The sequence below is a fragment of the Motilibacter deserti genome (assembly GCF_011250635.1).
In the GTDB taxonomy this organism is placed as follows: domain Bacteria; phylum Actinomycetota; class Actinomycetes; order Motilibacterales; family Motilibacteraceae; genus Motilibacter_A; species Motilibacter_A deserti.
In genome coordinates this window covers 1-19,029 of record NZ_JAANNP010000033.1, presented here as the reverse complement: position 1 = coordinate 19,029, position 19,029 = coordinate 1, and the positions used below count along the sequence as shown (strand labels likewise).

General features: G+C 73.3%; 20 protein-coding genes. 12 read left to right on the top strand and 8 right to left on the bottom strand.

Translation table 11 applies throughout. From position 1 onward, the window contains the following. Positions 1-1,127, top strand: a 1,127-nt coding sequence (locus G9H71_RS17085) for a 5'-nucleotidase C-terminal domain-containing protein (RefSeq protein WP_196792208.1), incomplete at its 5' end; no start/stop codon positions are given. 271 nt (positions 1,128-1,398) lie between these two features. On the opposite strand, the gene xseA is transcribed toward G9H71_RS17085, so the two are convergent. After that, positions 1,399-2,607 carry an exodeoxyribonuclease VII large subunit gene (xseA, locus tag G9H71_RS17080; protein WP_166283953.1) on the bottom strand — a complete coding sequence of 403 codons (1,209 nt, stop codon included), beginning with the start codon at positions 2,605-2,607 and terminating at the stop codon, positions 1,399-1,401. A 9-nt stretch (positions 2,608-2,616) separates the two neighbouring features. Further along, entirely contained in the window at positions 2,617-3,165 is a 549-nt protein-coding gene (locus tag G9H71_RS17075) for a hypothetical protein (protein ID WP_166283951.1), read from the bottom strand. A 133-nt stretch (positions 3,166-3,298) separates the two neighbouring features. Between G9H71_RS17075 and G9H71_RS17070 the strand changes: the two genes are divergently transcribed. Then, complete coding sequence (locus G9H71_RS17070) at positions 3,299-4,336, top strand: 4-hydroxy-3-methylbut-2-enyl diphosphate reductase (protein ID WP_166283949.1); 1,038 nt, start codon at positions 3,299-3,301, stop codon at positions 4,334-4,336. Between the two features lie 273 nt (positions 4,337-4,609). Here G9H71_RS17070 and G9H71_RS17065 read toward each other — a convergent pair whose 3' ends face one another. Together G9H71_RS17065 and G9H71_RS17060 are read right to left on the bottom strand one after the other, a co-directional pair. Beyond that, positions 4,610-5,440 carry a DUF6542 domain-containing protein gene (locus G9H71_RS17065; RefSeq protein ID WP_166283947.1) on the bottom strand — a complete coding sequence of 277 codons (831 nt, stop codon included), beginning with the start codon at positions 5,438-5,440 and terminating at the stop codon, positions 4,610-4,612. A 70-nt stretch (positions 5,441-5,510) separates the two neighbouring features. Continuing rightward, positions 5,511-6,965, bottom strand: coding sequence for a DNA recombination protein RmuC (locus G9H71_RS17060; protein WP_166283945.1), 1,455 nt, complete (start codon positions 6,963-6,965; stop codon positions 5,511-5,513). 85 nt (positions 6,966-7,050) lie between these two features. On the opposite strand from G9H71_RS17060, the gene ychF reads away from it, so the two are divergent. Then, the gene (ychF, locus tag G9H71_RS17055) at positions 7,051-8,124 is read left to right on the top strand and encodes a redox-regulated ATPase YchF (protein WP_166283943.1); all 1,074 of its coding nucleotides are present in this window, start codon (positions 7,051-7,053) and stop codon (positions 8,122-8,124) included. A gap of 147 nt (positions 8,125-8,271) precedes the next feature. On the opposite strand, the gene G9H71_RS25235 is transcribed toward ychF, so the two are convergent. After that, entirely contained in the window at positions 8,272-9,318 is a 1,047-nt protein-coding gene (locus G9H71_RS25235; protein ID WP_166283941.1) for a GGDEF domain-containing protein, read from the bottom strand. 84 nt (positions 9,319-9,402) lie between these two features. After that, positions 9,403-10,038 carry a TMEM165/GDT1 family protein gene (locus G9H71_RS17045; protein ID WP_166283939.1) on the bottom strand — a complete coding sequence of 212 codons (636 nt, stop codon included), beginning with the start codon at positions 10,036-10,038 and terminating at the stop codon, positions 9,403-9,405. A gap of 489 nt (positions 10,039-10,527) precedes the next feature. On the opposite strand from G9H71_RS17045, the gene G9H71_RS17040 reads away from it, so the two are divergent. Next, entirely contained in the window at positions 10,528-10,731 is a 204-nt protein-coding gene (locus tag G9H71_RS17040; protein ID WP_166283937.1) for an RNA-binding S4 domain-containing protein, read from the top strand. A gap of 12 nt (positions 10,732-10,743) precedes the next feature. On the opposite strand, the gene G9H71_RS17035 is transcribed toward G9H71_RS17040, so the two are convergent. Together G9H71_RS17035 and G9H71_RS17030 are read right to left on the bottom strand one after the other, a co-directional pair. Beyond that, positions 10,744-11,199 (bottom strand): DUF1579 family protein, encoded by a 456-nt coding sequence (locus G9H71_RS17035; RefSeq protein ID WP_166283935.1) that lies wholly within the window; start codon positions 11,197-11,199, stop codon positions 10,744-10,746. After that, complete coding sequence (locus G9H71_RS17030; RefSeq protein ID WP_166283933.1) at positions 11,199-11,888, bottom strand: DUF4232 domain-containing protein; 690 nt, start codon at positions 11,886-11,888, stop codon at positions 11,199-11,201. The genes G9H71_RS17035 and G9H71_RS17030 overlap by 1 nt, the downstream gene beginning before the upstream one ends. Before the next feature lie 63 nt (positions 11,889-11,951). Between G9H71_RS17030 and G9H71_RS17025 the strand changes: the two genes are divergently transcribed. From G9H71_RS17025 to G9H71_RS16990, 8 genes are all read left to right on the top strand, one after another. Further along, a complete protein-coding gene (locus G9H71_RS17025) occupies positions 11,952-12,743 on the top strand; it encodes a HipA family kinase (RefSeq protein WP_166283931.1) in 792 nt (263 codons plus the stop codon). After that, the gene (locus G9H71_RS17020; RefSeq protein WP_166283929.1) at positions 12,727-13,140 is read left to right on the top strand and encodes a DUF3037 domain-containing protein; all 414 of its coding nucleotides are present in this window, start codon (positions 12,727-12,729) and stop codon (positions 13,138-13,140) included. The genes G9H71_RS17025 and G9H71_RS17020 overlap by 17 nt, the downstream gene beginning before the upstream one ends. A gap of 44 nt (positions 13,141-13,184) precedes the next feature. Next, a complete protein-coding gene (locus G9H71_RS17015) occupies positions 13,185-14,111 on the top strand; it encodes a DMT family transporter (RefSeq protein ID WP_331273069.1) in 927 nt (308 codons plus the stop codon). A gap of 7 nt (positions 14,112-14,118) precedes the next feature. Further along, positions 14,119-14,580 carry a (deoxy)nucleoside triphosphate pyrophosphohydrolase gene (locus G9H71_RS17010; protein WP_331273068.1) on the top strand — a complete coding sequence of 154 codons (462 nt, stop codon included), beginning with the start codon at positions 14,119-14,121 and terminating at the stop codon, positions 14,578-14,580. A 228-nt stretch (positions 14,581-14,808) separates the two neighbouring features. Next, on the top strand, positions 14,809-16,470 hold the full coding sequence (locus G9H71_RS17005) for a peptide ABC transporter substrate-binding protein (protein WP_166283927.1): 1,662 nt from the start codon (positions 14,809-14,811) through the stop codon (positions 16,468-16,470). A gap of 132 nt (positions 16,471-16,602) precedes the next feature. Beyond that, the gene (locus G9H71_RS17000) at positions 16,603-17,538 is read left to right on the top strand and encodes an ABC transporter permease (RefSeq protein ID WP_166283925.1); all 936 of its coding nucleotides are present in this window, start codon (positions 16,603-16,605) and stop codon (positions 17,536-17,538) included. After that, positions 17,531-18,505: an ABC transporter permease gene (locus G9H71_RS16995; RefSeq protein WP_166283923.1), complete on the top strand. Its 975-nt coding sequence runs from the start codon at positions 17,531-17,533 to the stop codon at positions 18,503-18,505. The genes G9H71_RS17000 and G9H71_RS16995 overlap by 8 nt, the downstream gene beginning before the upstream one ends. A 32-nt stretch (positions 18,506-18,537) precedes the next feature. Continuing rightward, the coding region (locus G9H71_RS16990; protein WP_166283955.1) for an ATP-binding cassette domain-containing protein at positions 18,538-19,029 on the top strand (492 nt) is incomplete at its 3' end.

Sequence of the window (19,029 nt, the reverse complement as noted above, 5' to 3'; positions counted from 1 at the left end):
CGACCACCGAGATGTCGCTCGCGCAGGCCGACGTCCGCGACGTCCCGGCGCTGGACCTGGTGAACCACGTGCAGACCGAGGCCGTCCGCGCGGGCATCGCCGGCACCGAGCACGCCGGGCTCCCCGTCCTCTCGATCGCCGCGCCGTTCAACAACACCGGCAAGATCCCGGCCGGCCAGGTGTCCGTGCGTGACGCCGCGAGCGTCTACATCTACGACAACACGCTGCTGGCCGTCGAGCTCACCGGCGCGCAGGTCCGCGACTTCCTCGAGTGGTCGGCCGGGTACTTCCGCCGCGCGACCGGCTCCGGGCCGTACGTCCGCAGCTCGATCCCCGGGACGAAGCCGCTCTACAACTACGACGTCGTGTCCGGTGTCTCCTACGACATCGACATCACCGCGCCCGAGGGCTCGCGGATCCGCAACCTGGCCTTCGCCGGCCGGCCGCTCGACCCCGCGCAGAAGTTCGCGGTCGCGATCAACAACTACCGGCAGAACGGCGGCGGCGGTGCGCCGCACGTCTCGTCGGCGCCGATCATCTTCAACCCGATGACGGAGAACCGGCAGCTCGTCATCGACTACGTCACCGCCAAGGGCGAGATCGACCCCGCCGACTTCGCCAGCGAGGACTGGCGCCTCGTGGCCGGCGACGTCCCGGTCTACGATTTCCCATTCGCGAACTCGGTTGCTGACGTCGTTGGTTCGGGTGCGCTGGCCCGCAGCGTGGGTCGCGAGCTCGTCGACCAGTGGGCGGGCGTGGCTGCGGCCCAGGACGCGAACAACGCGACGCTCACCCGGTCGCGCGCCGCGGCGCTCACGACGACGATCGCAGCGCTCCCGCTGAGCAAGGTGTCGCAGGCAGGCAAGGACGAGCTGCTGGCGGTCCTCGGCTCGTGGGCGCCCACGACCGACCCGGCCCGCGCGGCGCTCGATGACGTCGCCGAGCGGCTGGCGGCGTACGTCGCCACCGGCGAGGCGGCGGGCAGCTTTGCCCGCGACGTGCAGGCGCTCGCGGCCGCGGGCGACCTGGCCGCGGTCCGGTCCGCGCTGTCGGCGGCCCGCCCGGGCAAGCTCGGCGCCGGCGCGCGTACGGCGCTGCTCGCGCTGCTGCCGGCGGCCGCTGCCTGAGGTCCGGGTCAAGTCAGACCGGGGCGCGCGCCGCAGGGTGTCGGACGCGCGCCCCGGTCACGTCCCGGTTCTGCGGCGTGGTCGCCCGGTTCCGCGGGGTGGTCGCCCGGTGATCACGGGACTTGGCGTGCGACACGCCGTGGCGGTCGAGCCAAGTCCCGTGATCAGAGCGCACCAGGAGCGGGGCGGCGCAGGCGCAGGGGCGCGTCGGGGCAGCTGCCGGGCGTCGCGGGTCGCGACCACGACCGGCCCGTAGGGCAGCGCCCCGGTCTCAGCCGGCCGTGGCCGCCGCCTCGCCGTCGGCCAGCCGCAGCCGGAGCACGGTGCCGGGCGGCGCCTCCTCGGGGTGGCGCACGACGTGGCCGTCGGCTCGGCGCTGCACCACGGCGTACCCCCGCTCGAGGGTGGCGGCGGGGGAGAGCGCCGTGACGCGGGCGCGGGCGTGGCCGAGCTCGTCGCCGGCCCGGTCGATGCGGGCCGAGAAGCACCGGCGCCCGCGGTCGCGCAGGTCGAGCACCTGCTGGGCGTGCGCGTCGAGCAGCCGGTACGGGTCGGCGAGCACCGGCCGGGAGCGCAGGCTGTCGAGCCCGGCCTGCTCGCGCGCGACCCGGGCTACGGCCGCTCCGCGCGCCCGATCCCGCAGCTGCCCGACCCGGGCCAGCTCCTCCTCCATGTCGGGGACGACCCGCTTGGCCGCGTCGGTCGGCGTCGAGGCGCGGACGTCTGCGACGAGGTCGAGCAGCGGGGCGTCGACCTCGTGCCCGATGGCGCTCACCACCGGCGTGAAGCAGGCCGCGACCGCCCGGACCATCGCCTCGTTGCTGAAAGGCAGCAGGTCCTCGACCGAGCCGCCGCCGCGGGTCACGACGATCACGTCGACCGCGCGGTCGGCCTCCAGCCGCTGCAGGGCGGCGACCACCTCCGTCACGGCGTTCGGCCCCTGGACCGCGACCTCCTCGACCCGGAACTGCACCGCGGGCCAGCGGCGGCGGGCGTTCTCGACGACGTCGCGCTCGGCGGCGGACGCGCGGCCGCACACCAGCCCGACAACGTGCGGCAGGAACGGCAGCGGCCGCTTGCGCTCGGGGGCGAACAGCCCCTCCGCCGCGAGCACGCGCTTGAGCTCCTCGAGCCGCGCGAGCAGCGCGCCGACACCGACCGGCCTCAGCTCGTCCGCGGCCATCGACAGCGTGCCGCGCGCCGGCCAGAACGTCGGCTTGGCGTGCACGACGACGGACGCGCCCTCCCGCAGCGGTGTCGGGAGGGCGTCGAGCACGTCAACGGGGACCGTCACCGGCAGCGAGACGTCGGCGGCGGCGTCGCGAAGGGTCAGGAAGGCCGTCCGGGTGCCAGGCCGGCGGGTGCACTGGGTGACCTGGCCCTCGAGCCAGACCGCGCCGAGCCGCCCGACGTACTGCGCCAGCAGCGCGCTGATGCGGCGGACGGGGGCGGGCGACTCCGGCGAGGTCTCCAGCGGCACCCGACGAGGCTAGGCGTTGGGAGCGGCCGACCCCGCGGCAGCCGCTTCCGTGCCGGTGCCCGCGCCTGTGCCCGCGTCGGGGCCCGGTGCCGCCTCCGCCCGCAGCTTCGCGATGCGGTTGTCGAGCATCGTGGTGACCTGCAGCCGGTGGGCGTGGGCGGCCTCGTAGGCCCGCACGACCGTCAGCTCCTCGACGCTGAGCGAGCGGATGCGCGACTGCAGCGACCCGACCGTGAGGTGGTCGTAGTCCTCGATGGGCAGGTCGTCGGTGTGCAGCGTGGCGCCGTCGGGCGTACCCGCCTGCTCGGCCGCCTCCTCCGCCGCGGCCGTCGCGGCTCCCGGAGCGCCCGCCTCACGCGCGGCCGGCGTCTCGTACGCCGGGGGCTGCTTCGTCGACGCCCAGGGCGGGGTGATCCCGAGCCGGCGCACGAGCACGAAGGCGGCGCCCGCGGAGCCGAGGGTGAGGGCGAGCAGGGCGGCCAGGCGCTTGCCGCTGCCGGTCCCAGAACGGTGGCGCACGGCCGGGAGCGAGCTCGTGGACACGGCGGGTACGCGCATGGGGGCCTCCTGGGGGACGGGCGTGATCGTTTGCGTGCCCAGCCGGGCCCGGAGTGACACCCGTGACGTGGCCCTGCCCACGGCGACCGCCGATGCCGGGCCGGCAGGCCCGCGCGCACCTACCATGGGAGGCATGACCGCTGACGTGGCCCCGCCCGACGCGAGCACGCTGCCCGCCGCGACTCCCGCCCCCACCGGCGGCCGGGTGCTGCTGGCCGCGCCGCGCGGCTACTGCGCCGGCGTCGACCGCGCCGTCGAGACGGTCGAGAAGGCGCTCGAGGTCTACGGCGCACCGGTCTACGTCCGCAAGCAGATCGTCCACAACAAGTACGTCGTCGAGACGCTCGAGTCGCGGGGCGCGGTCTTCGTGGACGAGACGGAGGAGGTGCCCGAGGGCGCCACAGTCATCTTCTCCGCCCACGGCGTCGCCCCCGTCGTCCACGACGAGGCCCGCCAGCGCAGCCTGAAGACGATCGACGCGACCTGCCCGCTCGTGACGAAGGTGCACAACGAGGCCCGCCGGTTCGCCGCCGCGGACTTCGACATCCTGCTCATCGGCCACGAAGGCCACGAAGAGGTCGTCGGCACCAGCGGCGAGGCGCCCGAGCACATCCACCTCGTCGACGGGCCCGAGGGCGTCGACGACGTCGTCGTCCGCGACCCCGAGCGCGTCGTGTGGCTGTCGCAGACCACGCTGTCGGTCGACGAGACGCTGGAGACGGTACGCCGGCTCAAGCAGCGCTTCCCGCTGCTGCAGGACCCGCCCAGCGACGACATCTGCTACGCCACGCAGAACCGCCAGGTCGCGATCAAGGACGTCGCCGCCCGCTCCGATGTCGTCATCGTCGTCGGCTCGCGCAACTCCTCGAACTCCGTCCGCCTCGTCGAGGTGTCCCTGGAGTACGGCGCCAAGGCCGCATACCTCGTCGACTACGCCTCCGAGTGCCGCGACGAGTGGCTCGCCGGCGTGTCGACGGTCGGCGTGACCAGCGGCGCGTCGGTGCCCGAGATCCTCGTTCGCGATGTGCTCGCCTGGCTGGCCGAGCGCGGTTTCGGCGAGGTCGAGGAGGTGCGCTCGGCGCAGGAGAGCCTGCTCTTCGCGCTCCCGGCCGAGCTGCGGCGCGACATCAAGGCTGCGCAGACCGCGGCTACGGGGGCGTCGATCAGCTGACGCTCGCGGCTCCGGGCGTCGAGCAGGACCGTGCGGCCACGCGGCCCCGGGTCCGTTGCGTCACGCTGCCCGTCGACTCGCACTGATCGCGAGCTCGCACTTATCGCCAACTCGCGCAGTGATCACGGGACTTGGCCGCGCGACACCCGCGTGTCGTGCGCCAAGTCCCGTGATCATCACGAGGGCCGGACTTCGGCCTGCCTCACGAGGGCAATCGGCCGTTCGGCCTCGACGGCGGCTCCAGTCCGTAGAGGCGTCTCGCGCGCCGTCGGGTCAGGCGGAACTCGCGATACGCGGCGTGACGTCTGCGTCCGCGCCGGCCTCCGCGTCGGTGTCTTCGGTGGTGTGGGACGCGAGGCCATCGCCAGCGCCGTCGGCCCCGCCGGTCCGCTCGCGTGCGGCCGCGTCGCTGCCGACGGCGGGAGCGTCGTCGACGCCGGATCGACGGTTCTCGTCATCGGTACGACCGTCGTGCCCGCGCCGGTCCGCGTGCTCGTCGCCCTCGACGGTCGCGGGGTCGAGGCTCGTCCCGGCGCTCCCGTGGCCGTCGGCTCCCTGGTCGTCGTGCACGTGCTCGGCGTCCCCGTGCCCGGCCTGCTCGCGCCCGTCCTTCACGTCGCGCGCGCCGAACCCGTCGCCGACGCCAGCGGCGTCCTCCTCGCCGAAGAAGCCCTCTTCGGCGTCGACTCCGTCGGCGGCCGCCGCGCGCCGCTCCAGCACCAGCCGCCCGCCGGCGACCGCGCCCGCGAGCACCGTGCCGGCCACCAGCGCGGGTGCGCCCGTGGCCAGGGCGCTGACCAGGTCCAGACCCTGCGCCATCAGCCAGCCCCCGTCCGCCGACCGCCCGAGGAACTGGCCGGCGAGGAACGCCACGACGGCGAACACGAGAGGCGGCAGGACGACGGCCGCGACGAGCTCGGAGCGGCGCACGCGCGCCGCGCCCCAGACCGACGCCACGAGGAACGTCGCGAGGAACGCCAGCCCGAGCTTCTGCCCGATCGCGATGTCGACCAGGGCGCCGGTGAAGGCGGCGGCAGCGCCGAGCAGGGCCACGCCCGTCGCCTCGAGCTCGGACGGGGCTTTTGCGCGTACGGGGTTGTGCACCTTCGGACGGTAACGACGGGACCCGCCCGCAGCGGGTCAGGCGCGCCGGGCCGGGCGCCTCCGGCTCAGCTCACGCCGCCCCCTCGGTGCCCGGGCGCCCGCTGTCCGGCCGCGCCTCGACGTAGACCCCGACCTCCGGCTCCAGCAGGCCCGACCCGTCCAGCCCGTGGCCGCGTTCCAGCAGTGCCCGCTCCGGCAGCTCGCCGTCGATCGGCTGACGGTCGGCCCACTCACGGTCGTCCAACTCCTGGCCCGCTCGCCCGGAGCTGACCCGCGCGGTGCCGCTCACCTCGAGGTCGACCGGATCCGGGCTGTTTCGCCCAAGGGGGTCCAAGGCGGCGTCCCTCCCGGTGCCGTGGCGCCCGTCGTCGTCCAACCCGCTCTGCAGCAGCTCCGCTGCGACCGGGCGCGGGACGACGTCGAGCGGCTGGGGCCGGGCCGGGTCGGTGCCCGCACCGGGCGAGAGCGAGGACAGCTTGCGAGCCGCCGGCACGACCGAGCGCTCGAACGAGCCGACCGTCGAGTTGTAGTCGTCGACCGAGCGCTTCAAGGACCGGCCCAGCTTGTCGACCCGGCCGGCGAGCGTCCCCAGCCGTCGGTGCAGCTCGCGCCCGGCGGCGACGACCTCGCGGGCCCCTTCGGCGAGCGAGTCCTGCTGCCACCCGAACGCCACGGTCCGCAGCAGGGTGAGCAGCGTGGTGGGCGTGGCGACGACGACTCCGCGCGCCATCGCGTCGTCGAGCAGCGCGGGGTCGTGCTCGAGCGCGGGCGCGAGGAACGCCTCCCCGGGAACGAAGAGCACGACGAGCTCGGGGCCGGGCTGGACCGCGGCCCAGTACTCCTTGCGCGCGAGCGTGTCGACGTGGGCGCGCAGCGCGCGGGCGTGGCGCCGCAGCCCGTCCTGGCGCTGCTCGGGCCGCGCCTGCTCGGCCGCCTCGAGGTAGGCCGTGAGCGGGACCTTCGCGTCGACCACGACGGAGCGGCCGCCGGCGAGGCGTACGACCAGGTCAGGGCGGACCGTCCCGTCGGCGGTCGACAGCGCGACCTGCTCCTCGAAGTCGCAGTGCGCGAGCATCCCCGCCACCTCCACCACGCGGCGCAGCTGCATCTCGCCCCAGCGGCCGCGCGCGTTGGGCGAGCGCAGCGCCCCCGCGAGCGCGGCCGTCTCGGCGCGCAGGGCCTCGGAGGCGTGCTGGACCCCGCGTACCTGCTCGGCGAGCGCTGCCTGGGACGCCGCGCGGGCCGACTCGATGCCGTGCAGCTGCGCCTCGACCCGGGCCAGCGCCTGCTGCACGGGCTCGACGACGTGCTCGACGGCCTGGCTGCGCAGCGCGAGGTCGCCGGCCGTGCGGGTGCCCGCCTCGCGGAAGCGGCTGTCCGCGAGCTCGAGCAGCCGGCGGTCGCGGGCGTCGAGCGACTCGGCGGTCAGGCCGCGCCGGGCGCCCAGGGAGAGGCCGAGGCCGACGCCCGCGGCCAGGCCCAGGGCGACGCCGAGCAGCAGCAGGGCGAGGCTGGATGCGTCCATGCGCGGAGCATGCCGCCCCCCACTGACAGTCCTCCCACGGACGGCGGCGGCAGGGGCCCCGAGCGACCGGTACGCTCGTCTACCCGTGGCCCTCACCATCGGCATCGTCGGACTTCCGAACGTCGGCAAGTCGACCCTGTTCAACGCCCTCACCCGCAACGACGTGCTCGCGGCGAACTACCCGTTCGCGACGATCGAGCCGAACGTCGGCGTCGTCGGCGTGCCCGACGCCCGGCTCGCCAAGCTCGCGGAGATCTTCGGCTCGGCGAAGGTGATCCCGGCGACCGTCACGTTCGTCGACATCGCCGGCATCGTGCGCGGGGCGAGCGAGGGCCAGGGGCTGGGCAACAAGTTCCTCGCCAACATCCGCGAGGCCGACGCGATCTGCCAGGTCATCCGCGTCTTCACCGACCCCGACGTCGTGCACGTCGACGGCCGGGTCGCGCCGAAGGACGACATCGAGACGATCAACACCGAGCTGATCCTCGCCGACCTGCAGACCCTGGAGAACGCGCTCCCGCGGCTGCAGAAGGAGGCCCGGACGCAGAAGGACAAGCTGCCGGTCATCGCCGCCGCCGAGAAGGCGCGTGACGTCCTCAACGAGGGGACGACCATCTTCGCCGCCGGGCTCGACCCCGAGCCGCTGCGTGAGCTGCACCTGATGACCGCGAAGCCGTTCCTCTACGTCTTCAACCTCGACGACGAGGAGCTCGGCGACGAGACGCTCAAGGCCGAGCTGCGCGCGCTCGTCGCGCCGGCCGAGGCCGTCTTCCTCGACGCCAAGCTCGAGGCGGAGCTCTCCGAGCTGCCTCCCGAGGAGGCGCTCGAGCTGCTGCAGTCGACCGGCCAGGAGGAGTCCGGGCTCGACCTGCTCGCCCGCGTCGGGTTCCACACGCTCGGGCTGCAGACCTACCTCACCGCGGGGCCCAAGGAGGCCCGCGCCTGGACGATCAAGAAGGGCGCGACGGCACCCGAGGCGGCCGGCGTCATCCACACCGACTTCCAGCGCGGCTTCATCAAGGCCGAGATCGTGGGCTACGCGGACCTGACCGACGCCGGGTCGATGGCCGAGGCCAAGGCGCGCGGCAAGGTCCGCATGGAGGGCAAGGACTACGTCATGGCCGACGGTGACGTGGTGGAGTTCCGCTTCAACGTCTGAGGCGGCCCGCACGGGCGGCTGTCGGCTTCTTCGGGCCGCGGCGACGCACCTACGCCCGGTTGCACGGGGGCCGAGCTGCGATGACCGAGGCCGAGCTGTGGCTCGGCCGCGGTGGTCTCGGCGCAGCGGCGGCGAAGGGGCTGCGAGTCAGCCGGCGTGGCGCGCCAACGCGTGAGGCTCGACGGCGACCCGGTTGCGCCCGGTCCGCTTGGCCCGGTAGAGCGCGGCGTCGGCCTGCCGGTAGAGGTCGCCGAGGCCCGGCTCGAACGGCCCGACGGCCACGCCGATGCTCACCGTGAAGGGGTACGCGGTGGCGCGGGCGCCCTCCTCGACCGTCCGCCGGATGCGCTCGGCCATCAGCCTCGTCGTGTCGACGTCACAGGCCGGCACGAGGACGACGAACTCCTCGCCGCCGTGGCGGCAGACGAGCCCGGACTCGGGCGTGAGCGACGTGAGCAGCTCCCCGAGCCAGGAGAGCGTGGCGTCGCCGGCGGGATGGCCGTGCTTGTCGTTCAGCTGCTTGAAGTGGTCGGCGTCGACGAGCAGGAGCGCGACGTCGGCTCCGGGGGAGTCGCTGTCGAACAGCTGCTCGGAACGCCGGCGCAGCCCCTCGCGGTTGAGCAGCCCGGTCAACGGGTCGCGCTCGGCCTGGCCGTGCAGCTCGGCGATGAGCTCGTCGATGCCGGCGCGCACCCAGACCAGCACCGCGGTGAGCAGCGAGAGCATGGTCGCGAGGAGGACCCAGGCGACGGCGACGCGGCCGGTGCTGTCGTTGGTCAGGATGAGCGGCACGGCGTAGACGGTCAGCAGCCAAGCGAGCTGCAGCCACGTCTCCCGGCGCGACCGGAAGAAGCCAGCGTGCAGCACGACGCTGACCAGCATGAGCGAGGACGTGCTGACGTCGAACGCTCCCGCCTGGACGCCGGTCCCGAGGGTGATGCCGGCGCTGGCCGCCATCATGCCGATCGAGAGCGCCCGCTTCGACGTGCGCTCGGGCGCCATGAGCAGCGGCGGCACGCCGCCGGTGAGGACGACGGTCGCGCCGATGGAGGCGACGACCAGGCTGTGCTGCCCCAGCGGCGCCAACACCAGGCAGAGCAGCCCCATGAACATGGACAGCAGTGCGTGCACCCGGACGTCGAGAGCGTGCAACGCCGGGCTACCGAGCGGGGGGAGGTCCCAGCCAGTACGCACGATTGCACGATCGGCCGGCGTGGCCGCGGCCTGAGGGAACGCCCGGCCCGGGCGGCTCCGCGGCGGTGGAGCCCGGACCCCGAGCTACACCGGCAGCTCGACGCCCGCGGCCTGCGCGGCGGTGAGCCCCGCCAGGACGAGGCACACGACCGCGCCTACTCGTCGGATCGTCGACAGCCGCACCTTGAGCAGCAGGGCCTTGCCGAGCAGCGCGGCCAGCCCGGACACGGCCAGCAACGCCAGCCACGAGCCCACGAAGACCGACACCGGGTCGGCGTAGTGGGCCGCCAGCCCCGCGGTGAACAGCTGGGACAGGTCGCCCCACTCGGCGATGAAGATCACCAGGAAGCAGGCCCCGACCGCGCGCAGGCCGCTGCCGCCGCCGGTGATGCGCGCCGAGAACTCCTCCTCGGTCTCGGCCTCCTCGGCGTCCGCCCCGGCCGCGCCGCGCCACAGCAGGACGGCCCCCGCCGCGAACAGCAGCGCCGCGGCGATCGCGACCGGGGTGGTCGGCAGCCGGGACAGGACGCCGCCGGCCGTCACAGCGACGACGCACTGCACGCCGAACGCCAGCCCCACGCCCAGCCACGCGGTCAACGGCTTGTAGCGCGTGGACAGCACGAGGGTCGCGATGAACGTCTTGTCCGGCAGCTCGAGCAGGAGCAGCGGTACGAACGCCGTGGCGGCGATGCCGATGTCCAGGCCGAGGTCGAGGCTCATGGGGGCCTTTCCGGCGCGGTGACCGGAGGGCCGCCGCGGGCAGCCTCCGGCACGCGCGCCAACAGAGCCACGCAAGCGTGGCCAGGTCAGCGGGGCGGTGCCGAAGGTCTCGCCCACTCCCGGGCCGGGAGCTCACCGACCGGGCGCCGGAGCGCCAGCATGTCGACCGGTGACGGGAGGGCTACTCCCCTTCGCGGGCCAGACTACCGGCCCCCGGTCGCCGTCAGGCGAGGCCCGCCCACGAGAGCCGAAGGGGTCCTGGTCAGGCGAGGCCCGCCGACGCGAGCCGAAGGGGTCCTGGGCAGGTGAGGCCCGCCCACGACAGCGGGAGGGCGCGCACGTAGACCACGTCCAGCCGGCGTCCCACGACGGTGCCCTCGGGCCTCACCGAGCCACCAACAGCGTCACCCGTCGCCTCCTCGTGAGCTCCTGCGGCGCATCGTGCGGGGAGGGTGACCGGGCGGAGGGAGACGCTGGGACGATGGGGGAGTGGACGAGGTCGAGGTCGGCAGCGGTATCCGGCTGGGCCAGCTGCTGAAGCTGGTAGGCGTGGTGGACACGGGCGGCGCGGCCAAGGAGCTGCTCGAGTCCGGCGACGTGCTGCTCAACGGGAGGCCGGAGTCGCGGCGGGGGGCGCAGCTGGCGGTCGGCGACGTCGTCGAAGCGGGCGGGCGCACGGTCCGCCTGGTCTGAGCGCGGCCGCGCTCAGCCGATGCGCGCGAACTCCATCTCCATCCACGGCACCCACCGGTCGGGGCCGGCTTCCTGCTCCCAGTGCGCCCGCATCGACGCACCGTCGGCGGCCGGCCGGAGCACGCTGCGCACCCCGTCGCCGGACAGCAGCAGCGCCCCGTCAGGTAGCGCGGCCAGGCTCATGACGCCGTAGTCGCCGGAGGCGTCGAAGGCCCGCATCGCGATGGTGCCGGGCGTCTCGCCGGCCCCGCCGATCATCTCGAGCACCTGCACGTGCTCGCCGCCCATCGTCACGTCGACCTCGTGCACCACCCATCGCCGGCCGGGCATCCAGCGGTAGCTGTCACTGCCCTCGACCGTGGCCACCTGCCTCCCGTTCGCGTCGAGGACCCGCCCGGTCGTGCGCCAGCGCCCGATCAGCGGCTGCAACATCCGGAGCAGGCCCTCGTCCGGCAGGGCGGGCGGCATCAGGCGGCCGCCGGGGCGTACGGCTGCTGCTCGATGCGCCCGCCGTCGCAGACCGGGCCGAGCGACCAGCGGACCTCGACCTGCTCGCGCTGGTCCGGCGGGGTGACGGCGAGTGTGAAGGGCGCAGGCGCGCAGTCGCCCGTCGTGGGCTCCCCGCTGCCCGCGACCGCGCCCCAGTGCAGCTGGGACTGGGCGGACATGCCCGGCTGGAGCACGACCGCACGCTCGGGCCCGCCCACCCGGTCGAGCTTCGTCGGCAGCGCCTTGCCGTTCTCGTCGCGCAGCTGCGCCCCGCCGTAGCCCTGCACCACGCACTCGCGCGCCGACTCGTTCCGCAGCACGAGCGCGGCGTAGCGCTGGCCCGCCCCCGGGCTGCCCGGGACGAGCGACGCGGTGACCTCGTCCGCCCGGCAGCGCGAGCCGTCCGTAGCCGCTGCCGTCCCGGTGGGCGTAGCCGTGCCCGTGGGCGCCGTCGCGCCGGCTCCGGCAGCGGGCGTGGTGCCGCCCGGCGTAGCGGCCGGTGCCCCCGGGGAGCCGCCCGTCGTCGGCGCGGTAGGCGTCGGAGCCCCGGTCGTCGCCGTGGGGGAGACCGCTGGGGAGGAGGGCGCCGCCGCGGTGCCGTCGTCGCTGCAGCCCGACAGCGCCAGGGCGAGGCCGCCGAGCAGCACGAGCGCCTTCACCGACCGCATGCGGCTCCTTCGTCAGAGGCGGGGGTCCCGGGCGCGCGTCCCAGCGACGGCTACGGTGGCGCGGTGCCGCTCCGGACCGTCTTCGCGACACGCTATGTCCTGCCGCTGCGCGAGGGCGGCTCCCTCCCCGGGCTGGTCGAGGCGGACGACCTCGGCACGTACGTCGTGAAGTTCCGCGGGGCGGGGCAGGGCCGCAAGAGCCTGGTGGCCGAGGTCGTGGTGGGCGAGCTCGCGCGCCGGCTCCGGCTGCCCGTGCCCGAGCTCGTGGTCGTCGAGCTCGACCCGGGCCTGGCTCCGGGCGAGCCGGACCAGGAGGTGCAGGACCTGCTGCGCGCGTCGGCCGGGCGCAACCTCGGCATGGACTACCTGCCCGGCTCGCTCACGCTGGACCCGGCAGCCGACCTGGAGACCGTGGTCGAGCCCGGCTTCGCCGCCCGCGTGCTCTGGCTCGACGCACTGGTGCTGAACGTCGACCGGTCCTGGCGCAACCCCAACCTGTTGCGCTGGCACGGACAGCCCTGGCTCATCGACCACGGGGCCTCGCTGTACTTCCACCACGACTGGGACCGCGCGGGCAACGTCGCCGCGCGGCCGTACGCCGTCGCCGCCGAGCACGTCCTGCTGCCCGTCGCCGGCCCGCTCGCGGCGGCCGACGACCAGCTCGCCCCGCTGCTCACGCGGACGGTGCTGGAGGAGGCGGTCTCGCTGGTGCCGGACGAGTGGCTGGACGGCGAGCCGGGGTTCGCGGACGCGCAGGCGGTGCGGGAGAGGTACGTCGAGGTGCTGCTGTCTCGCGTCGAGGCGCGCGCGAGCTGGCTGGCCGCGCTGGAGGAGTCTCGTGCAGCACGCGTTTGAGTGGGCGGTCCTGCGCGTCGTGCCGCGCGTCGAGCGCGGCGAGACGCTCAACGCCGGCGCTGTCGTCTACTGCCAGGGCGCAGGGTTCCTCGGCGCGGTCGTCGAGCTCGACGAGGCGCGGCTGCTGGCCCTCGACCCGTACGCCGACGTGGCCGCGGTGCGCGACCACCTCGAGGCGGTGCGCGCGCTCTGCGCGGGCGAGCCGGTGGCGGGTGCCAACGCGCGTCGGCCGGCGGGCGAGCGCTTCCGCTGGCTGAGCGCTCCGCGCTCGACCGTGGTGCAGGCCTCGCCCGTGCACACCGGGGTGACCGCGGACCCGGCGGGTGAGCTGGACCGGCTGGTCACGGTCATGGTCCGCCCGCCGCGGCCGCGCCAGGCCGGCTGTCGCGAGGGCTGAAACCCGCGCGAGACACGGGTCCCTGCTGTGCCAGGCTGACCGCCGTGACACGGCGTGGATGGCTCCTGTTCCTGGCGATGAGCGTCATCTGGGGCATCCCGTACCTCCTGATCCGCGTCGCCGTGCGCGACTTCCCGCCCGACGTGCTCGTCTTCGCCCGGACCGCCCCGCCGGCCGTGCTGCTCACCGCGTACGCCGCCTACCGCGGGATGCTGCGCCCGCTGCTCCCGCACTGGCGGATGGTGCTGCTCTACTCCCTCGTCGAGCTGGCCGGGCCGTGGCTGCTGCTGTCGCACGCCGAGGTGCGGCTGTCCAGCTCGCTGGCCGCGCTGCTCATCGCCACGACGCCGCTCGTCGCGGCCGTCCTGGCCCGGCTCGGGGGCAGCGAGCGGATCGACTCGCGGCGCCTGCTCGGGCTGACGGTCGGCGTCGCCGGCGTCGTCACGCTCGCGGGCGTCGACGTGCACGCGGACGACATGGTCGCCGTGGGCGAGGCACTGCTGACCGCCGTCGGCTACGCGGTCGGGCCCTTTATCGTCGCCCGCCGGCTCGCGCACCTGCCCAGCCTCGGGGTGATCTCGTCCTCGCTCGCTGTCGTCGCCGTGCTCTACGCGCCCTTCGCGGTCTGGCACTGGCCGAGCTCGGTGTCCGGCGACGCGGCCGTCTCGGTCGTCGTGCTGTCGGTGGTGTGCACGGCGGTGGCCTTCATCGTCTTCTTCGCGCTGATCGCCGAGGCCGGCCCGGCCCGCGCGTCGGTGATCACGTACGTCAACCCGGCCGTCGCGGTCGTGCTCGGCGTGCTGCTGCTGGACGAGCCCTTCACCCTCGGCATCGCGATCGGCTTCCCGCTCGTCCTGCTCGGCTCCGTGCTCGCTACGGCCAAGCCGCGCCGCGAGCCGGCCGCAGGGGCGACGGGCGGGTCGGAGGCGCTCGCCGCGGCGCCCACGGGGCGAGCGCCGGAGCCGTCCTGAGCGCCCCGTGCGCCTGCGCGGGAGCGGGTGCGAGGGTGGGCCGGTAACCCCGCCCGTCGTCGTCGTCGCCGTCGCCCTCCTGCGCGGCCGCCAGCTGCTGGCCGCGCGGCGCTCGGCCCCCTCTGCCCTGGCCGGCGGCTGGGAGCTGCCCGGCGGCAAGGTCGAGCCCGGCGAGCGCGAGGAGGACGCGCTGGTGCGCGAGTGCGTCGAGGAGCTCGGAGTGGAGGTACGCCTCGGCGAGCGTGTGGGCGGGGACTGGCCGCTCTCGCCCGGGCGGGCCCTGCGGGTCTGGACGGGCAGCGTCGTCGAGGGCGAGCCGGCACCGCTGCAGGACCACGACGAGCTGCGCTGGCTGTCGTGGGGCGACTGGGAGAGCGTCGGCTGGCTGCCCGCCGACATGCCCGTGGTCGGGCGGCTCCGGGCCCTGGTCGAGGAGGGCCAGGATGTATTGCCCGGGGCCACGACCTAGACTGGCACGCGGCGGCTCGTCGTCACGGGGCGTCGTGGCGCAATAGTGTCGCGACCGTTACATTGCTGGAACGAACACCCTCCTCCGTGTTTACACACCGTCAGGTAGCGTTTGACCAGCTACCGATCCCGGTGGCTGCACCATTGCTGGGTTGACCTGGGGCCCGAGTGCGGCCGTTCCGGCCGCCGCCGCGATCTGCGCGAGCCGGCCCCAGAAGGAGGAGTCTTGATGCGTGGACTGAAGGTCGCGCGCTTCGGGGTCGGACTGGCGGCACTGTCGCTGGTCGTCGCGGCCTGTGGCGGTGGCGACGACGACGACACGAGCAGCCCGTCGTCGAGCGGTGCAGCGGAGGGCGGCACCAGCGGGGGCCGGGTCTCCATCGAGATCTCCGAGCCGCAGTACCTCGTGCCGACCAACACGAACGAGACCGCGGGTGCCGAGGTCCTCGACGCGCTGTTCGTCGGCCTCGTCGACTACGACGACCAGAACAAGCCCGTCCTGACCGAGCTGGCCTCCGCGGTCGACTCGACGGACAACAAGACCTGGGACATCAAGCTCAACTCGGGCTGGACGTTCCACAACGGCGAGCCCGTCACGGCCGACTCCTTCATCGACGCCTGGAACTACGGCGCGCTGAACGCGAACGGCCAGAACAACAACTACTTCTTCGGGAACATCGAGGGCTACTCCGCCCTCAACCCGGAGGACCCGAACCCGGACGACGACGAGGTCCCGCCGGCGACGGCCGAGACGCTGTCGGGCCTGAAGAAGGTCTCCGACACCGAGTTCACGGTCACGCTGGCCGCGCCGGACAACACGTTCAAGACGTCGCTCGGCTACACCGCGTTCTACCCGATGCCGAAGGCCGCCTTCTCCGACCTCAAGGCCTTCGAGGAGGCCCCGGTCGGCAACGGCCCGTTCAAGATGAACGGCACCTGGAACCACAAGGAGTCCATCGCGATGGACGCCTACGCCGACTACAAGGGCACCAAGCCCAAGGTCGACGGCATCGACTTCAAGATCTACGAGAGCCTCGAGACGGCCTACAACGACCTGCAGGCCGGCAACCTCGACGTCATGGACTCGCTGCCGCCGAGCGCGCTGGCGAACGCCGAGCAGGACCTGGGCGACCGCTACCAGACGTTCCCGTCGTCCTACTACCAGTTCCTGGGCTTCCCGACCTACGACGAGAAGTTCCAGAACATCAAGGTCCGCCAGGCCATCTCGCTGGCGATCGACCGTGAGGCCATCTCCAAGACGGTGTTCAACAACACCCGCGTCCCGGCCGACGCGTTCGTCAACCCGGTCGTCGCCGGCTACCGCGAGGGCGCGTGCGGTGACTTCTGCAGCTTCGACCCGGCGCGCGCCAAGCAGCTGCTCGCCGAGGGCGGCGGCCTCTCCGACATGACCATCACCTACAACGCCGATGGTGGTCACAAGGAGTGGACGACGGCGGCCTGCAACCAGATCCAGCAGAACCTCGGCGTAAAGTGCGTCGCGACGCCGAAGCCCTCGTTCGACGTCCTGCTCGACGACCTGGACAAGTCGGCCGCGAAGAAGCAGAGCTTCGGCCCGTTCCGCCTCGGCTGGATCATGGACTACCCGTCGATGCAGAACTACCTCGGCCCGCTCTACTCCACCGGCGGTAGCTCGAACTACTACGGCTACAGCAACAAGCAGTTCGACGACCTGGTGAAGAAGGGCCAGACCGAGGCCACGGAGGAGGCCGCGATCGCCGACTGGCAGCAGGCCGAGGACATCCTGGCCCAGGAGTTCCCCGTCGTCCCGCTGTTCTTCGGTGTGACGAACGCCGCCAACTCCGAGCGAGTGACCAACGTCAGCGTCGACGCGTTCGACCGCATCGACAAGGTCGGGATCTCGCTCAAGTAGCACCACCGAGCACGATCGAACACCGCCGCCCGGGGGGATAGGGTCCCCGGGCCGTGGTCGGGAACGCGAGGGGCAGCCGGCCTGCTGGCCGGCTGCCCCTGGCCGTTCCGAGCACCTTGAAAGGAGGGCACCATGGGGCGTTATGCCGCGCGCCGGATCCTGCAGATGATCCCGGTCTTCTTCGGCACGACCTTCCTGATCTTCGCCATGGTCTACGCCACCCCGGGTGACCCCGTGCAGCGCCTCTCCGGGGAGAAGCGGCCGGACCCGTCGCGGGCTGCCTTCCTGCGCGCCGAGTACAACCTGAACGACCCCCTCGTGGTCCAGTACGGCAAGTACATGGGCAAGCTGGCGACCGGCGACCTGGGCAAGACCTTCAACGAGCGGCCGGTCAGCGACCTGCTCAAGCAGCAGTGGCCGGTCTCGGTGAAGCTGACGCTCACCGGCCTCGGCATCCAGGCTTTCCTCGGCCTCGGGCTCGGCCTGCTGGCGGGCCTGCGAAGAGGCGGCGTCGTGGACAAGGCAGTGCTGTTCACGACGCTGCTGTTCGTCTCGTTCCCCGCGTTCGTGATGGCGTTCATCCTGCAGTTCTTCATAGGCGTGCAGGGGCGCGACGTCTTCCACCTACCGGTGGCGGGAACGACGCAGGGGTGGCCGGTGGCGTACATCCTGCCGGGCCTCACGACCGCGCTGCTCGGACTGGCGTACTCGTCCCGGCTGACCCGCACGAGCATCGTGGAGAACCTGCGGGCGGACTACGTGCGCACCGCGGTGGCCAAGGGCCTGCCCCGGCGCCGCGTCGTCGGCGTCCACACGCTGCGCAACTCGCTGATCCCGGTGGTGACCTTCCTGGGCACCGAGGTCGGCACGATCTTCGGCACGGCGATCGTGACCGAGTCGATCTTCAACCTGAACGGCCTCGGCCGGCAGATCGCGTCCTCGGCCCGCGCCGGGGAGGCTCCTGTCGTCGTCGGCCTCGTCACGCTGCTCGTCCTCGTCTACGTCTCGGCGACGCTGATCGTGGACCTGCTCTACGGCGTACTCGACCCGAGGATCCGCTATGACTGACACGAACGTGCAGACGGGCGCCGGTGGTATCGGCGACAAGGCGGCCGTGCCGGGCACCGACCCGGCCGGGGAGCTCGGGCCCGTGTCCACGCAGGCGCCGCTGCCGGAGGAGCGCCGGGCCAGCCTGGCCGCCGACGCGTGGCGCGAGCTGCGGCGCAGCCCGATCTTCTGGATCTCCAGCGCCATCATCGCGGTCTACGTGGCCATCGCCATCGCGCCGGGACTGTTCAGCGGCATCGACGCCTACGACACCAACCAGTGCGACCTGTCCCAGTCGCTCGCCGGCCCCAGCGGAGAGCACTGGTTCGGCCGTGACTTCCAGGGCTGCGACGTCTACGCCAACATCATCTACGGCACGCGCAACTCCCTCGCGGTCGGCTTCATCGTGGTGTTCGCGACCTTCCTCATCGGCACGCCGCTGGGGGCCGTCGCGGGGTTCTACGGCGGGCTGACGGACTCGATCCTGTCGCGCATCCTCGACATCTTCAACGGGATTCCGTACTTCCTCGCCGGCCTGATCATCCTGGTGACGCTGGACCTGCCGAGCATCTGGGGCGTCGTCCTGGCGCTCACGCTGTTCGGCTGGATGAGCACTGCCCGCATCGCCAGATCGGCGGTGATCTCGGTGCGCGACGCGGACTTCGTGAGCGCGGCCCGCTCGCTGGGCGCCACCCGGCTGCGCATCCTGCTGCGGCACGTGATGCCGAACGCGCTGGCCCCGGTCATCGTGGTGACGACGATCTCGCTCGGCGGCGTCGTGGCCGCGGAGGCGACCTACTCCTTCCTGGGCATCGGCGTGAAGCCGCCGACGATCTCCTGGGGCCTGCAGATCGCCGACGCCCAGCAGTACTGGGGCCGGGCACGGCACATCCTGTTCTTCCCCGCCGGCGCGCTCAGCCTGGCCGTCCTGAGCTTCATCCTGCTCGGCGAGGCCGTCCGGGACGCCCTCGACCCCAAGCTGCGATGAGGAGCGCCTGAACCATGAGCAGCACTCTGGACATGAGCAAGCCGCAGGGCAAGGACGTGACGGTGCCCGGTGAGGACCCGACCGCGCCGCTGCTCGAGGTGGACGACCTGCACGTGGAGTTCCGCACCCGCGACGGCGTGGCGCACGCCGTCAACGGGGTGAGCTACTCGCTGCAGGCGGGCAAGACGCTGGCCGTCCTCGGCGAGTCGGGGTCGGGCAAGAGCGTGACCGCGCAGGCGATCATGGGCATCCTCGACACCCCGCCCGGCTACGTCACGGGAGGCGAGGTCCGCTTCCGCGGCCGCAACCTGCTCGCGCTGCCCGAGCGGGACCGGCGGTCCTACCGCGGTGAGAAGATCGCGATGATCTTCCAGGACGCGCTCTCCTCGCTCAACCCGGTCATGACGGTCGGCTACCAGATCGGGGAGATGTTCCGCGTCCACCGCGGCATGGGCAAGAAGGAGGCCCGCGAGCGCGCCATCGAGCTGATGGAGCGCGTGCGCATCCCGGCCGCCCGCGAGCGC